General features: G+C 58.5%; 14 protein-coding genes. 8 read left to right on the forward strand and 6 right to left on the reverse strand.

Annotated elements, in window-relative coordinates:
• Positions 1 to 23: 23 nt before the first annotated feature.
• Positions 24 to 992 carry a GlxA family transcriptional regulator gene (locus tag ACEN2T_RS09910; protein WP_032888242.1) on the forward strand — a complete coding sequence of 323 codons (969 nt, stop codon included), beginning with the start codon at positions 24 to 26 and terminating at the stop codon, positions 990 to 992.
• Between the two features lie 149 nt (positions 993 to 1141).
• Here the strand turns inward: ACEN2T_RS09910 and ACEN2T_RS09915 are convergent, their stop codons facing one another.
• From ACEN2T_RS09915 to ACEN2T_RS09935, 5 genes are all read right to left on the reverse strand, one after another.
• Positions 1142 to 2047: an alpha/beta fold hydrolase gene (locus tag ACEN2T_RS09915; protein ID WP_442116628.1), complete on the reverse strand. Its 906-nt coding sequence runs from the start codon at positions 2045 to 2047 to the stop codon at positions 1142 to 1144.
• 244 nt (positions 2048 to 2291) lie between these two features.
• The gene (locus tag ACEN2T_RS09920) at positions 2292 to 2924 is read right to left on the reverse strand and encodes a BRCT domain-containing protein (protein WP_442116629.1); all 633 of its coding nucleotides are present in this window, start codon (positions 2922 to 2924) and stop codon (positions 2292 to 2294) included.
• A gap of 13 nt (positions 2925 to 2937) precedes the next feature.
• A complete protein-coding gene (locus ACEN2T_RS09925) occupies positions 2938 to 3327 on the reverse strand; it encodes a hypothetical protein (protein WP_442116630.1) in 390 nt (129 codons plus the stop codon).
• A gap of 277 nt (positions 3328 to 3604) precedes the next feature.
• On the reverse strand, positions 3605 to 5446 hold the full coding sequence (locus tag ACEN2T_RS09930) for a glycoside hydrolase family 15 protein (RefSeq protein WP_442116631.1): 1842 nt from the start codon (positions 5444 to 5446) through the stop codon (positions 3605 to 3607).
• Positions 5439 to 6239, reverse strand: a complete 801-nt coding sequence (locus ACEN2T_RS09935; protein ID WP_032888248.1) for a glucose 1-dehydrogenase — start codon at positions 6237 to 6239, stop codon at positions 5439 to 5441. Before ACEN2T_RS09935 ends, ACEN2T_RS09930 begins: the two co-directional genes overlap by 8 nt.
• Before the next feature lie 86 nt (positions 6240 to 6325).
• Here ACEN2T_RS09935 and ACEN2T_RS09940 point away from each other — a divergent pair, with 86 nt between their 5' ends.
• The 3 genes from ACEN2T_RS09940 to ACEN2T_RS09950 all read left to right on the forward strand — a co-directional run bounded on the left by ACEN2T_RS09940 (position 6326) and on the right by ACEN2T_RS09950 (position 9334).
• Complete coding sequence (locus ACEN2T_RS09940; protein ID WP_181640411.1) at positions 6326 to 6520, forward strand: hypothetical protein; 195 nt, start codon at positions 6326 to 6328, stop codon at positions 6518 to 6520.
• 739 nt (positions 6521 to 7259) lie between these two features.
• The gene (locus ACEN2T_RS09945; RefSeq protein ID WP_241150133.1) at positions 7260 to 7811 is read left to right on the forward strand and encodes a hypothetical protein; all 552 of its coding nucleotides are present in this window, start codon (positions 7260 to 7262) and stop codon (positions 7809 to 7811) included.
• A 605-nt stretch (positions 7812 to 8416) separates the two neighbouring features.
• Positions 8417 to 9334: a type III secretion protein gene (locus tag ACEN2T_RS09950; RefSeq protein WP_177434325.1), complete on the forward strand. Its 918-nt coding sequence runs from the start codon at positions 8417 to 8419 to the stop codon at positions 9332 to 9334.
• Positions 9335 to 9338: 4 nt separating this feature from the next.
• On the opposite strand, the gene ACEN2T_RS09955 is transcribed toward ACEN2T_RS09950, so the two are convergent.
• Entirely contained in the window at positions 9339 to 10490 is a 1152-nt protein-coding gene (locus ACEN2T_RS09955) for an MFS transporter (protein ID WP_442116632.1), read from the reverse strand.
• Between the two features lie 349 nt (positions 10491 to 10839).
• On the opposite strand from ACEN2T_RS09955, the gene ACEN2T_RS09960 reads away from it, so the two are divergent.
• The 4 genes from ACEN2T_RS09960 to ACEN2T_RS09975 all read left to right on the forward strand — a co-directional run bounded on the left by ACEN2T_RS09960 (position 10840) and on the right by ACEN2T_RS09975 (position 15761).
• Positions 10840 to 11826: a diaminopimelate epimerase gene (locus tag ACEN2T_RS09960; RefSeq protein WP_442116633.1), complete on the forward strand. Its 987-nt coding sequence runs from the start codon at positions 10840 to 10842 to the stop codon at positions 11824 to 11826.
• Positions 11827 to 12131: 305 nt separating this feature from the next.
• A complete protein-coding gene (locus tag ACEN2T_RS09965; RefSeq protein WP_442116634.1) occupies positions 12132 to 14150 on the forward strand; it encodes a type VI secretion system Vgr family protein in 2019 nt (672 codons plus the stop codon).
• The gene (locus ACEN2T_RS09970) at positions 14150 to 14986 is read left to right on the forward strand and encodes a DUF4123 domain-containing protein (protein WP_442116635.1); all 837 of its coding nucleotides are present in this window, start codon (positions 14150 to 14152) and stop codon (positions 14984 to 14986) included. The genes ACEN2T_RS09965 and ACEN2T_RS09970 overlap by 1 nt, the downstream gene beginning before the upstream one ends.
• A complete protein-coding gene (locus tag ACEN2T_RS09975; protein WP_442116636.1) occupies positions 14979 to 15761 on the forward strand; it encodes a hypothetical protein in 783 nt (260 codons plus the stop codon). Before ACEN2T_RS09970 ends, ACEN2T_RS09975 begins: the two co-directional genes overlap by 8 nt.
• The last annotated feature ends 1 nt before the right edge of the window (position 15762 follow it).

Raw genomic sequence — 15762 nt, forward strand, 5'->3', positions numbered from 1 at the left:
TGAACCCACGAATTACGCCAATCATGCCCAGAATTGTCCACGTCCTCGCTTTCGATAACGCCCAGGTGCTTGACGTGACCGGGCCGTTGCAGGTGTTCGCTTCCGCCAATGACTTGGCCCGCCAGCGCGGCCTGCCGCTGCCTTATGCGGTCTCGGTGATCGCTGCTCAAAGCGCGCCGGTGATGACCTCTGCCGGGCTGGCCCTGGTAGCCGAACCGCTGCCCGCCGTCGATGCGCCTTGCGATACCTTGGTAATCGCTGGCGGCTGGGGCGTTTATGGCGCCTCCGAAGACTTGGCGCTGGTGGACTGGGTTCGGGAAAAGGCCCGGCATACCCGACGCATGACCTCGGTGTGCACGGGCGCATTTTTGCTGGCCGCCAGCGGCATGCTCGATGGCTGTCGCGTGGCGACTCACTGGACGCGCTGCGAGGAATTGGCGCGCCGGTTTCCTTCGCTGACGGTGGAGTCCAATCCGATCTTCATCCAGCAGGGCGCCGTGTGGACGTCGGCTGGCGTCACCGCCGGCATCGACCTGTGCCTGGCCTTGGTGGAAGAAGATCTCGGCGGCGCGGTAGCGCTGGAAGTGGCGCGGCACCTGGTGGTGTTTCTCAAGCGCCCCGGCGGCCAATCGCAGTTCAGCGTGACCCTGTCCCTGCAAAAGGGCGACAGCCGCTTCGCAGAACTCCACGCCTGGATGGCCGAAAACCTCACTCTGGAATTGAACATCCCGACCCTGGCCGCCCAGGCCGGCATGAGCGAGCGCAGCTTTGTGCGCCACTACCGCGCCGAAACCGGGCAAACCCCAGCGCGCGCCGTCGAGCTGATCCGCGTCGAAACCGCCCGCCGGCAATTGGCAGACAGCAACGCGTCAATCAAACGTATTGCCGTGCAGTGCGGTTTTGGCAGTGAAGAAACCCTGCGCCGCAGCTTTTTGCGGGCCTTGTCGGTCACGCCCCAGGCCTACCGCGAACGCTTTTGCGCACTGGCCTGAACGAAAAGTACACCGTTGAACCAAGGTGCTATGTTGGCCTCCCACCCACAGCGGGCGGGGGTTTTTATCGAAGCCTACGGCGGCACCCTCCGGGCTGAGAGCGAGGAGGGGCATGGCAGCGTGTTCAGCTTCAGGATTGCCGCAGTGCGTTAAGCCCTATCGAGTAGCTCGATGATCGCTGACAGGGTCGCCTGCGGTGCTTCCTGGGGAATATTGTGGCCCACGCCGGGCAACACCTGACGTCGGTAAAAACCGCTGAAGTGCTCCACGTCATCGTCCTCTTCCGGCGGTGGGCCTACGCCGTCATCGGCACCGCACAACGAGATGCTCGGCACCGAGATCGCCGGTTGCGTCGCCAACGCCTGCTCGATGGCTTCCAGCGCCGGATCGCCGGGCGCATACATGAAACGGTGGCGGTAAGAGTGAATCACCACCTCGACAAAGTCCGGGTTATCGAAGGACGGCGCCGTCTGCCCATACAGGTCCGGCCCCTCGGCCCATGACGGCGACCACAGCGCCCATAGCAATTGGCAGAGCTCGCGACGGTTGGCGGTCAACCCGTCCACACCGCGCTGGGTGTGAAAGTAATACTGGTACCACAACCGATGCTCCGTCACCGGCGCCCGAGGCTTGAGCGACTTGGCGATGTTCTGGATGTTGTAGCCATCCCCGGTCACCAGCCCGCGCACCCGCTGCGGCCACAGCGCGGCGACGATACACGCGGCGCGCCCACCCCAGTCATAACCCGCCAGCGTGGCTTGCGCGATACCCAGCGTATCCATGAACTCCAGCAAATCCTTGGCTAACGCGGCCTGTTGCCCGGAACGCATTACCTGCGCATTGATAAAACGCGTGGGGCCATAACCGCGCAGGTACGGCACCAACACCCGGCAGCCGCGCCCGGCGAGCACCGGAGCAATGGCGTCGTAAGCGCGCGGGTCGTAAGGGAAACCATGCAGCAGGATCACCGGCTCACCGTCGGCAGGGCCGTGGGCTTCATAGGCGATGTCGAGCATGGAGGTTTGCGCGTGGAGCAATGGGGCGGTCAGGGTCATGGTTGGGCTCCGTGGTTGGCCAGCGTTAGCACATTTGAAGGGAAGTAAGGCCCTTGTGGTGAGCGGCCTTGCCCCGCGCTGGGCTGCGACGCGGCCCTAAAATCAGGCGCCGCGTTCTGACAGAAAAACCTCGTTGCCTTTAATTGGGGCTGCTGCGCAGCCCGGCGCGGAGCTTGGATTTTAGGGTCGGGGTTACCTATCTTGCGTCAGCTCGGCATATGTTTAGATACTCAGGTTGTGAGCATCACCCGAACAAAACTTGCTGCCAGTGAGTTTCACTGATGATTGCTATGGGAACACCGCTGTCTCGCAATTCCACGGCCTTTTTAATTTTGGCTCCGTAGGCGCTATGCAGCCACTGTTCGTTGCCAATACTGCCGACCACGAGAAAGTGGACCTTTTTGCTCACCGAGTTACCGATAACTCCGCCACGTTCGATCACTAGTGCTTCACAGTCTTTGCGAGGACCGAAAGCCATGACGCCTGTAAACAGGAAAACTTTGGCGAGCCAGTCGAGTTCTGGCGCTGGGTCGTTCAGCGGTAGGCTGCTGACGGTGGATACGCGTTGAGGCCCCCCGACGGGAATACCTGAGAATTGATGCAATATTTCCAACAACTCTACCGATTCATTCTCATCCAACACCCCATCGCTCAACATGTTGGCGAGCCGGTGATACAGAATATTAACTACGGGGTCTTCGAGGTGTATGAGGTGGGTCTCTATCCAGTTTTTAAGAAACTCGGCTTCTAATTGATTGATTTTTCCATCGGCGGTCAAGCCGGCAGTAATTCCGACCAGTGCATCAGCAGAGCGCCGATCTATACGGCCCTGGTGGAAAAAGCGACTTCGTTCGAATTCCTGATGAAGATCGACCATGCATCCTTGCTCCCTACTCTTCAGTTTCCATTGTCTGATTGATGTATTTGGTTTTATCGGGAGTGAACGTGACAATCATTTGGGTGTGCGAGCATGTCTTTACGATGTCCTGTGTTGGATCAACATCAAGGTCTTCACCGCGAAGGCCCTGCCACTGCGCTAGATGATTTAGCGAGCCAAACTTCTCTAGTTTTTTTAACCTGCGGCTTACTCCACCCTTCCACCCGAGAATGGGCAATTCATCGTTGAGGCAAGCTTTTACAAGCTCCGTGCGCTTAGCGGCGAGTTCCCGCCCAACTTCCCAGCACTTGATCAAACCTTTGTCCTCGCGTTCCCACGTATCGTTCCAGCTCAAAGAAGGGCGAAGAGGCGTACTGATATTTTGATGGATGCGTGAGGTCATTATTCTTTCCTTTGAATATCAAACCGTATGTGCGATGTCGGTATCTTTATATACCTATATTTTTCTTGTTCAGCCACTCCCGCGCTTGGCTGCGAAGCGGCCCCAAAATCAGGCGCCGCGTTCCGTCAGGCAGAATGCGGCGTTTTGATTGGGCCGGTTTCGCCACCCAGCGCGGGGCAAGCCTGTTCGCCACAGCAGTATGTGTCAGCCTTTGCGTTTTTGTAGAGCACAGGCCGCTATTTGGACCGCAGTGAGTCAGTGCCTTACCGGTCACCTCTCAGGGTTGCCATACCGTTTTCTCCCCACTCAATTTACGGTCCAGGAATGTCGCCGCGCTGATCAGCGCCAAATGGCTCAACGCTTGGGGCGTATTGCCCAGATGCCGCGCCTGGCTGTCGAACTCTTCGGCATACAAACCCAGTGGGTTGGCGTAGCGCAGCAATTGTTCGAATTCCAGGTGGGCCTTTTCCACCTGGCCGGCGCGGGCCAGGCATTCCACGTACCAGAACGAGCAAGCGGTGAATGCGCCTTCGGTGCCTTGCAGGCCGTCGATCTGGCTGTCGTCGTTGCGATAGCGGTAGACCATGCCGTCGCGCACCAGGCTTTTCTGGATTGCTTCCAGGGTGCTCAACCAGCGCGGGTCGGTGGCGGCGACGAAGCGCACCAGCGGCATCAGCAGCATCGAACCATCCAGCGCCGTGCTGCCGATGTGCTGTACAAAGTGCCCGCGCTCTTCGTTCCAGAAGTTGCTCCAGATGTCGGCGTAGATCGCCTGGCGCGTCTGGTCCCAGCGTGCGAACGGCGCCGGCAGCGAGCGTTTGGAGGCCAGGCGGATCGCACGGTCCAGGGCCACCCAGCACATCAATCGCGAATGCAGAAAGTGGTGCTGCTCACCGCGCATTTCCCAGATGCCCACATCTTTCTGGTTCCAGATTTCGCAGACCTGATCGGCGACTTCCACGGTGTGTTTCCAACCCTCGTGGGAGATGGCTTCGCCGTACTTGTTGACCAAGTACACCGCGTCCATCAACTCGCCATAAATATCCAGCTGGATCTGGTCGACGGCCTCATTGCCGATGCGCACCGGCCGGGCGCCACCGTGTCCGCTGAAGTTGTCCAGCTCGGTTTCTGGCAACTCCTGACGACCGTCGATGCCGTAGAGGATGTTGATTTTGGTCGGCTTGCCGCAGCAGTCGCTGACGCGTCCTTTGAGCCAACGCATGTAAGCATTGGCTTCGTCGATGAAGCCCAAGCGCATAAAGGCATAGACGGTAAACGAGGCGTCACGGATCCAAGTGTAACGGTAGTCCCAGTTGCGCTCGCCGCCGGGTGCTTCCGGCAGCCCGAAGGTGGCGGCGGCGATAATTGCGCCGTGTTTGCGCGAGGTCAACAGCTTCAGCGCCAGGGCCGAGCGGTTGACCATTTCGCGCCAGCGCCCACGGTAGTTCGATTGGGCGATCCAGCCACGCCAGAACTTCAACGTGTGGGCCAGCGCCAAGTCGGTACAGCTGCTGTCGACGCGTTCATCGTTTTGGCCGCCGAGGACAAATTCGGCGCCTTCTTCCTGAGTCAGGGTAAAGCTCGCCACGGCAGTGTTGTCTTCGAGTTGCAGTGGATGGCTGCTGGACAAACGCAGGCCAGGCTGGCCGTCGGCGCTGAAGCACACGGTGCCGTTATCGAGGGAGGCGGCGGTTGGCGTGCGTGCGTAGTCATGGCGCACGGCGCAGCGCAGGTGAATGTTGGCTTGGCCGCTGACCACGCGTACCCGGCGGATCAACAGCGGCAGGTCATCGGCTTCTTCGCTGATGGTCAGCAGGTCCGTGATTTCCACCACGGCTTCATCGCTGAGCCAGCGGGTTTGCAGCACGTTGGTGTCGGGCAGGTAGATCTGCTCGCGGCGGGCGTTGGGCAAATCCGGGGCGAGTTGGAAGATACCGGCATCGGGGGTGTCGAGCAGCGAGCAAAAGATCGAGGGGCTGTCGAATTCCGGCCAGCAGAAAAAATCGATGCTGCCTTTATCGTTAACCAGTGCCGCGCTGCGCATGTCGCCGATGATGCCGTGGGCGTCAATGGCGCTCTGTGGTTCGTTTTTCAAATCAGCATTTTTCAAATCAACCATTGTCACGAAACTCCGGATATAGGCTCATGCCGCCGTCAATGAACAAGGTACTGCCGACCACATAGTCGGAGGCATCGCTGGCCAGCCAGACCACGGCGTTGGCGACGTCTTCCACATCGCCGACCCGGCCATACGGGATCAACTTGAGCAGTTCTTTTTCCGCCGCGCCTTCGGTGGCTGCGCGGTTGATCGCCGTCCGAATCGCCCCTGGCGCAATTCCATTGATGCGGATGCGCTGCTCGCTGACCTCTTGGGCAAGGCTGCGCATCAGCATTTCCACGCCGCCTTTGGACGCGGCGTAATTCACATGCCCGGCCCAAGGGATCAGTTGGTGCACCGAGCTCATATGGATGATTTTGCCCGCCGCCCGGGACACGCCTTCACGGATGCCCTGGCGGTTGAAGATACGCAGGGCAGCGCGGGCACAGAGGAACTGGCCGGTGAGGTTGACGCCGATCACGCTGTTCCAATCGTCGAGGGTCATGTCGACCACGGCAGCGTCCTTCTGCATGCCGGAGTTGGCCACCAGGATATCCAGGTGGCCAAACGCATCGAGGGTCTGGGCAAACAGCCGTTCTACATCGGCCTCTTTGGACACGTCGGCGCCAATGGCAATCGCCCGCCCGCCGTCGGCGTTGATCTGCGCCGCCAGCGCTTCGGCGGGGGCGGCTTGGCGGTTGTAGTTCAGCACCACGGCAGCCCCGGCCTGAGCCAGAGCCTTGGCCGCACCAGCACCGATTCCGGAACTGGCGCCCGTCACCAGTGCCACTTGTTGCTCTAACGAGATGTGCATTGCCCACCCAGCCTATTAATTCATGAGTTCAATTAGCTGACTGATGGCGCGCAACGGAAGTTCATCCGTGTGGTAGCTGGGAGAAATTGAGCCGACTCACACTGGTTGTTGTGCGGGTGCTTATATCCACGTACCCGTATCAAACCGCGCGCAATGTGGACGCCATTGAGCGCCAGCGTTTCGACGTGTGGCGCACTGAGAACTCAGAACACCACTATGAGTTCGACCAGCAGCACTACACCCGCTCCAGCGACAACACTGCGGGGTTGTACCTGGGCTAGCCGTGTACGTTCTTTTTACAGGCCAGCGTCGGGTTCTAACCCGTATCGTTTGGGAAAAGTCGCAGCTCAGCGAGGGGCTTTGATTTTTTTGGCTATTTCTTACATCCATGCAGCGCATATTGCGGCGGACACAGGAACCGGTACCGACGAAAGCACCACGCATGGGAAAGCTGATGGGCTTCGACGTTACGTTGGAGCGACAAGCTGAAGATCGCGCCCACCGCAATGGAGAAAACTTATGTCGGTATCGATGTCCGATACACACGCTGCTGCTTCATCAACCTCTGCTCGTTCGCAGGACAATGTTGCGCCTCAAGGCAACGCCGAACGGCAGGTGCCCGCCCCGAACGGCAACGCGGCTGCGAACGTCAGGTTCCTGTCGCCGGAGAGCCAGGGCGGGCCGGTATTCGGCGATCGCCAGTCGTTGCCGGCCCGTCAGAACCCTTTTGAACGTATGGAACCTTCTTACAGCGCGCCGGCCACGTCGAATTTCGTGACCTCTTTCAAACACTGGGTAGGCCATTGTTTTTCCGGCTATCGACCACCCTTTCCCGGTTGCAGCAATCCACCACCGAGGCCAAACCCTGGTTGCAGTAATCCGCCACCGAGGCCAAATCCAGGCTGTAGTAACCCGCCGCCGAGGCCAAATCCTGGCTGTAGCAATCCACCCCCACGACCCAACCCCACCCCCTGCAGACCCTATCCGATGCCTCCATGCAGGCCTGATCCGCAGTACTCGTTGAAAAACAACGAACAGTTGGCGCAGCAGTTGAGCGACAACTTCAACGCCTTCAGGGACCGCAATAACCCTGGGTATATAAGCGTTGATAGTATCCATGCGATGGCCAAAAAAGGCTGGTCTCCCGATCCCGTCACGAACGCGAACATTCGCCTGGCCAACGAGTTGCTACGTCGTCCAGAACTGATGAGCGCCCTTGACCGGAATACCTCCACCGGTGCGTTGGATGGCCTGATCAATCGGCAAAATGTGAATGCTGTAATCAAGGGAGAAAATTACTTCAAATACAAGAGCGACAAGGAGTTGGCCGGGGAAATGCTTAAGCACTTCAACGAGTTGAAAAGTAATCCCAGGGCCGGGGAACTGAGCTTCCATGACCTCAGGCGGTTGGCGTCACAGTCTCAGACGGGCGATTCTTCCAAGGATCACCTTGTCCAGCTTGCCCAGGAAATTCTCAGACGCAGTGACGTGTTGAAGAAAATGGACAATCTCGCGGGCCGTGATAACGACGGTCGCATCAGCTGGCAAGCGCTCTACCAGCTTTCCCGTTAACCGAAACTCAGACGCCGTTATTGAATGACGGCGTCTGCTTCAATTGTGTCAGGAACTGTTTACGCCGATTTACCACATAGGTCATATGCACCGTCTTTCAAATTCCAAGTGGAGGGCTAGCAAATGACGTCAACCTCGTTTCACTCATCTCAACCCAGCTGTCATGAGTTGTTTCGTGATCCCCATGATGGCGACTCAACTCTGTCCAAAGGCGACATAGCGACGCAAGAGTCCCTGGCCCTGCAGACTGCGCATGCTGTCGAAGCCAAGCGCATGAGGACATTCGCAGGTCAGCACAAATTCCAGGCGCCCGTAGAGGAAGATTTTTGCAGGGGACTGCTCAAGTCCAACCACGCCTCTAGTGATAACGCCAAGCCACTTAAACACTCCAGGCTGATGAGTTACCTGACGGCCTGGTGGAGTCGGTAAAGGCGCGTTCGTGGGTTTTTACATGCTGTCATTGGAATTCATTGGTCGTAAGGAACTGTCGTATTCGTCCAGCCACACATGAGGTGCTTGCCTGAGTGGAATCCATTCGATGATTTCGGCCGCCAAGGGGGCGATCACCGTACAGGCAGGGATCGGAAAAAAGTTGGAGAAAACCCATGAAAATCGAGGGTGTACTACCTCATGGTGGGCCTCTGGCACTGGACGGGATGGTTTCGAGACCCACAGCGCCAGCGTCGCTCACCCACGCTGAAACCTGGAATGACGCTCGCCCAGCGCACCCGGAAAACGCGTCGCGCGGGCGATTGCCGTTGCGCGGTACATTGTCGGTGCTGCATCACCGAGCGCTGCAGAACCTGTCAGTGACGCGCGCCAATCTTTCGCCTCCCGGGGTGGCGTCCACGGACAGCCAATTAGCGACGGCCCTGGAAAAAGATTTTGGCAGGCTGCACCCATTCCTGAACGAAGGACGTTTGACCTGGTCGTCATTGCGGCGCGTTGCCGCTGAACGTACGGGTCAACACGAGGAGTTGGACCGAACGATTCAGGTGGTCAGTGAAATTCTGAAGCGACCGCGATTGAATGACGCGATCTTGAGCCGCGACGGTGATATTACTCGTGACAGTCTCAGGGCCGCCGCCCAAACATTGCAGGGCAATAGTTCTCCGAGCGTGTTCAGCCAGGATCCGTTCCATGCCCAGAGTAACACCCAGGTGGTGCAGGCCCTGCAGGGCCACTTCGAGCAACTGAGAGACAAATCCCAGGACCGGACGTTTCTGTTTGAGCAGCACCAGTACGTCGAAATCGCCACACTCAAAGCGGTCATGCAGGACCCGTATGCCGTTGACCCGCAGGGTATCCCAGTGCTGGAGCCGTCCACCGGCATGCCCAGGCCTAAGTACAGCGAGCTTTGCGTCTACACCGCAAAGAACATTCTTGAGCGGCCAGGGTTACTGCCTTCACTGGAGCGCGCGAACGGAACGCGACTATTTGGACCTCCTCAAAAGGAAGGCTGGCTCAGCAACAAAAGTCTCGATCGTTGGCTGGAACAAGACGAAGCTCGCAAGGCGCGCTGATGGTTTACACCTTGAGAATTTTGCCGCTGAGGGACACACCCGCAAGCAACAATGCGATCAGCACGAAGGCGCTGCTCAGGCTGCTGCCATGCGCGATGAAACCGATCATGGCGGGACCGGCAAGAATCCCGGCATACCCCAGGGTAGTGATGGCGGGCACGGCGATGTGCTCTGGCATCACTGTCTGTTTACCGACGGCGGTATACAGCACCGGTACGATATTCGAACACCCGGCGCCTACCAATGCGTAGCCCAGCAGAGCGGTTTCCCAGGCAGGAAGCAGCGTCGCCAGCAACATGCCGGCGGTGGCCAGTGCGCCCCCGATCACGATCACCCGCGTAGCGCCCAGGCGCCGTACGATGGCATCACCCGTCAAACGGCCGGCGGTCATGGTCAGGGCGAACGCTGCGTAACCCAGGCCAGCGTAGGCTTCGTCAAGTCCGCGTTCGGCACTGAGGAACACCGCGCTCCAGTCAAGCACGGCGCCTTCGGCCAAAAACACGATAAAGCACAGACAGCCGATAAACAGCACCACGCCGTGGGGAACAGCAAATGCCGGGCCCGAACTTTCACTGCCGTAGGGCAGCAAATGCGGACCGGCCTTGAGCAGCGCCACCGCCATGATGACGATCACCACCAGGGTCGCTTGGAGAGGCGACAGCCCCAGTCCCAATAACCCGGCAACCCCCGCCGCGCCGACAATACCTCCCAGGCTGAACAAACCATGGAAGCCCGACATCATTGTTTTGCCACTGGCCCGCTCAACAATCACGGCTTGCAGGTTCACCGTGGAGTCCACAGTGCCCAAGCCCGCGCCAAACAGGAACAACGCGGCGATCAGTAACGGTATCGAGCTGACCGTGGCCAGCATGGGCAGGGCCAGGCAGATCATGATCGTGCCGGCGCTCAGCACGCGTCGGCAACCATAGCGCGATGCCAATGCGCCGGCGGCCGGCATGGCGATGATAGACCCCACCCCCAGGCACAACAGCAGCAGACCCAAGGTGCCCTCACTCAGTTCTGCACGAGCCTTGGCGTACGGCACCAGCGGCGCCCACGCAGCAATGCCGAAGCCGGCGATAAAAAATGCAATACGTGTCGACATCTGCTCCAACCGCCCGGGGATCACGGGCGCGGAGGTGGGAATGGCAGTCATGAAAAATCCTTGGTTTTGCGTTCAACGAACGGTGTCCGACGCGACATCCTTGCACATCGGGCCTTGGGGGGCGAGCCGGGTTCCCCGGAGATGACCTGTACTCAGGTTAATTTTTAAAAACCAGGAACCCTATGGATGTCGGCAGCCACAACAGGAGGTGTTGAGCTCAGAGGAGGCGGCCTGGAAGGTGCGTAATCCCTGTGGGAACCGGTGAACCCCGGGTTTTTCGTGGTGGATTACCACCTTCCAGGCCGCCTCCCACAAACGCCATGTTGTGTAATACGCTGCTGGCCCAGCCTGTAGGCAAGTGAGCGGACGAACCGATGAAAATTGGAAGGCGACTAGCACCATGACCCTGTTCTATGACGCACGAGGCAATATTTATGGCGTGACCAGCCCGGCTTTTTTACGAAACCAGGGCATTGAGGTGCCCGACAGCGCCGCGCAAGCCGTGCGTGCTCGCGAGCGTTGGGCAACCCGAGCCATAACGTCTGAATGCGATTGGGATTCGACGCCGCGTCCCATCAATGCCAAGCCTCACCGCTGTGATGGTTTGTTGGTTGGCCCGTTCCAGACCGAACCGCCGTTTGACCTATTGATCGTGAACACCGACGGCTCCCTGGCTGAGCGCAGTGGCAATGGGTTGACGATTTTCGCCCAGGCCCTCACTGACCAGGGCTTGATGACTGAGGCGTGTGAATTGCGAGTGCATCATGACAAGCCTGATGCAGTGTCGCCGGTGGTGACTCGTGTCGAGCCTGCCGTCTACGAGCACCTCTCGGGATTTTGGCTGGCCTTGGGTTTGCCTGGATTTGGGCCGTCAGCCGTTGGTGCGCAAGAGGTGGAGCAGACAATTCTGGCCGGCACTGAACTGAGTTACGTGAGGGCGTTGGCGGCGATCGATCCGCGGTGGACACACAGTCAGTTTGTGCGTGTAGGTAACCCTCATTGTGTGACCTTGGTCGATCAGGTTTCAGCTTTGCCGGAAAACCTACAGATGCAGCAACCCGCGTTGTATGAACCCTTGCAGGCGATAGCCTTCGCCCCTCCGGCTGGCAGCGGTCGCCCCTGTTTGGCCGGGATCAATTTGCAATGGGTCGCCAGGCACTCCCGCAACCGAGTGATTGCCCGGGTGTTCGAACGGGGAGAAGGCCCTACGGCGTCCTCCGGAACCAGCGCCAGTGCCGTGGCCTGTGCGGCTTGGCGAGCGGGTTGGGTTGAGGGCGGTGAAGTCGCCGTCGTGATGCCTGGTGGCACTGCGCCGGTACGCCTGCATACGCAGAACGACACACTGCAGAGCGTCAGTCTGTTCGGGACCGCGCGGCCTCAGGCGTAAAGCTTTTTGAATCGCTGATGCCCAAGGGGGTGTCAGCTGTTTCACGATCAATTAATTGATTAGACGAAAGTTGGTGTAGGGCATTTCTTGTCTTTAAGAAGTGTTTGGTTGAATAGAATTAATATCTTGTAAAAGACCCTTCAAACTTCGTTGTACGAAACTTCTCTTTTATTTTTCCGAGGTCGATTTTTTCCTGAAAACGCTAAGCTTCATGGCGTTCAGGCGCTTTCTCTCGGTAACTTTTCTACGTTTGACGGGGGAAGTATTTCAGTACGGTAATAAATAGATTTGGCGGGTAACAACGGATGGTTAGTGCGTTTTTTTCGTCACGTTTCAATTTGATCCTTCCAGGTATTAAAAGTGACTTTCAAGTGTTGGCGTTCAAAGGCCAGGAGGTCGTTGATCAACCATTTTTTATTCAGGTGCAGGTGGTCAGCGAAAATCCTTCACTGGATCTGGAGGCTTTGCTCCACCAGTCCGCATACCTGGCGTTCGGCGACACGGATACAGGATTGCATGGGCAGATTTACGCAATTGGCCGCGATGATCCTGGCCGGCGGCTCACCCGCTATCACCTGACGTTGGCGCCGCGCCTCGCCTACCTTGGTCATCGGCGCGACCAGCGGATTTTCCAGCAGCGCAGCGTTCCCCAGATCATCGCGACAATCCTTGAGCACCACGGCATTCTGGCCGACAGCTATGCCTTTGAGCTGGGGCCGGTGGTGTATCCGCCGCGTACGTTCTGTGTGCAATACGCGGAAACCGACCTGCATTTCATCCAGCGGCTGTGTGAAGAGGAGGGCATTCATTACCACTTCCGTCACAGCGAGGGCGCGCATGTGTTGGTATTTGGCGATGACCAGACCGTATTCCGCCGCTTGCCCGTGCAACGTTATTCACCTGCCGGCGGGCCGCAGGCTGATACGCGGGTTATCCAGCGTTTCGATGTGCGCCTGGGCACCCGCAGTGGGCAAACGGTGCGCCGCGATCATGACTTTGAACATCCCTCCTTGCGCTTACAGACCACCGCAGGCTCGACCGCAGCGCAAACCCTTGAAGACTACTGTTATCCAGCAGGTTTTAGCGGTCATGCACGGGGTTCGCGCCTGGCACGCAGAGGCTTGGAGCGTCATCAACGCGACCGTTTTCGCGCGCTGGGCAAGAGCGACCAGCCGGTATTGCGCAGTGGGCATTTCCTTGAATTGCAAGACTATCCAGACCCGCTCTGCAATGACCTTTGGTTAATCACTTCGGTCCGGCACGAGGGTTATCAACCCCAGGTGCTGGAGGAAGCGGCAGAGGAAGTGGGTACATTTCAGGGGTATCGCAATCGCTTCACGGCGACACCCTGGAGTGCGACGCATCGACCGCCCCTCAAACACCCCAAGCCGACCATCAACGGGACCCAGACCGCAACGGTCACCGGGCCTTCCGGTGAGGAAGTGCATTGCGATGCATACGGCCGGGTGAAAGTGCGATTTCATTGGGACCGGTTGGACAAGACTGATGACAAAAGCAGTTGTTGGGTGCGAGTGGCGTCAGGATGGGCCGGTGATGGGTTTGGCGCAACGATGCTCCCACGGGTGGGCATGGAAGTGCTGGTGACCTTCCTTGAAGGAGACCCGGACCAGCCGTTGATCCACGGTTGCCTGCCGAATGCGTTGCACATGCCTACCTATCCTTTGCCGCAACACAAGACCCGCAGTGTCTTGCGCACTCGCAGCACCCTGGGCGGTGAAGGTTCCAACGAGTTGCACCTCGAAGATCGTCGTGGCGAGGAGCTCATCTACGTTCGGGCTCAACGGGATTTTGAGCAACAGGTGGGCCATGACGCTCGCTTGGAAGTGGATGGGGAGCGACGGGAAATCATCCGGGGGTTAAGCACGGTTCACCTGGAAAGTGAGGAGCATCGTCATGTCACGGGTGATCGTAAGGTTGTTCTCAAAGCCAGCGACCACCTTGACGTGCAGGGCGATAGCCAGACGTATGTCCGGCAGACCCTCGTGATCGAAGCCGGCCAAGAGGTGCATCTCAAGGCCGGTGCCAGCTTGGTGATCGACGCCGGCGCGCACCTGAGCTTCAAGGCGGGCGGAGAGCACCTGGTGATCCAGGCGGGAGGTATTTTCAGTAGTCGGCCCATTACCCTCGGTGGCACACCGTCCGCGACCGGGTCGGCGAGTTCTGTGTCGATTGCTACAGCCCCTGAAGTCTCCGTTGTCCAGGACGTCATCATGCACTTGGCCAAGCAACTGGGCGCGGACTTCTGTCCAGTGTGCGAACGCTGCCGCGAAGGCCTGTGCGATATCAGTGAGAGGGCTGCCTGATGGACAACCTTCCAAACCAATGGATGAGCCAGCAGCTGCAGGCAGGGCGCAGGCTGTGCTTGATACTTGAAGGCAGTAACGCAGCCCGCCAGCCGATGTTGGCAGCGCGAGGTTTTCCAGACTATTGCAGCCTCTACGCACAAACCCCGCTGGCGGAAATCGCCACGGCTGGCCCCTTGATCCTGTTGCTGGATCAGGTTGGCGAGCCCGCGCTGCTCGATCTTCTACAAAAGCCGGAGATGAATTGGGGGTGGTTGGGCAGTTTGCCAAACGTGGACCTCACGGACGTGACGCGGCATTGGCGCGACCGGCTGCTGGTCGGGCCCGAGGGGCACCAGGCGCTGTACCGATTTCACGACAATCGTACGCTGGCGCGTGCACTCAACTGCCTGAAGGTTGAGCAATGGCCAGCATTCCTAGGTCCGCTGATCAGTGTGTGTTACTGGCACGAAGACCGTTGGCACTATGGCAGTAACCCTGCTCCCGGTGATTATCCGGTGCCCGATCCAGCCCCTTGGCTGAACATACCTAACCCAAATGCCCACGCCATTTTGCACGCCAATATCCTGCGTTACCTGCTGGCGGAGCACAGTGAAAGTCTGGCAGCGCTGGTCGAATTCCAAGACCCCAGGGTATGGCTGACCCAGGTACTCGAACAGGCTCGGGCCTGGCAATGGAACCGGCCGGAGCAGTTGGAATTTCTGGTAGTGCGACGGTTGGAAGAGGCCAGTCGCGCCAGTGTGATTCGATGGCAGCCAACCGTCGGAGAAACCCCTGAAGATCATTTCCAGCGGACTTTCCAGCTGTGGCGCTCGATGGAGAAAACCGATGAGTAGGCGGATCTTGGGGGTGCTGCTGGCGCTGGGGATGGCGGGGCTTTCGGGGTGTGCGGTAAAGCCGATCGAAAGCTTTACGCTGCAGGTGGATCTACCACCGGAATTTAAACTTAAAACAGCCGCCAACTACAGGCCCGCCACGGGTGAGACCTGCACCTTGCCAAGGCGTCGAGGCAAGCGGCCAGAGCGGAAGGTCTTTTTTACCGAATACAAACCTGCGGCCAGTCGGGTGAGTTATCAATTGCCGCTAACTGAAACGGTGGAGGGATGCCCACTGGTGTTGCGTGGCGTGGAATTTGATTTTTATGCGAAATGGGGGAAACGGGATGGGGATGTTGGGGGGGATATTGCGGGTATTTCTATTCGAGATCGTTTAGCGGGAGAAATGCTGGTGATGCCTGAGTCTGGGATTCAGGAGTTGTCGTGGCAGTGCCAGTGGTTGTTTCGGACGGTGGGGCCGATACATGCGATCAGGAAGGTTCTGAGCTGTAATTCGTCGGGCGCGAGGGTTCAATCGCGCACAGCTTACGCTGGCGGAGGTTTTTCGCGAGATGAATTGGGAGGAAAAACGATACTGATAAAACTGGGCCTGACTAACGAAGAACGACCTTATATGGGCGACAACTGGGTTCGTTTTCCTCAGGGATGGAAACGTTGCCGGGGGACGAGTATGGAGGACCAGTACGCGTTCTGCATGGGTAACACTACGGATTTCAAACCCTTCAAAATGCCCGATGGGCGCGTATGCGACATATACCCGACTTGTACTGAATAAG

It is taken from the genome of Pseudomonas sp. W22_MBD1_FP4 (assembly GCF_052113765.1).
Lineage (GTDB): Bacteria > Pseudomonadota > Gammaproteobacteria > Pseudomonadales > Pseudomonadaceae > Aquipseudomonas > Aquipseudomonas sivasensis.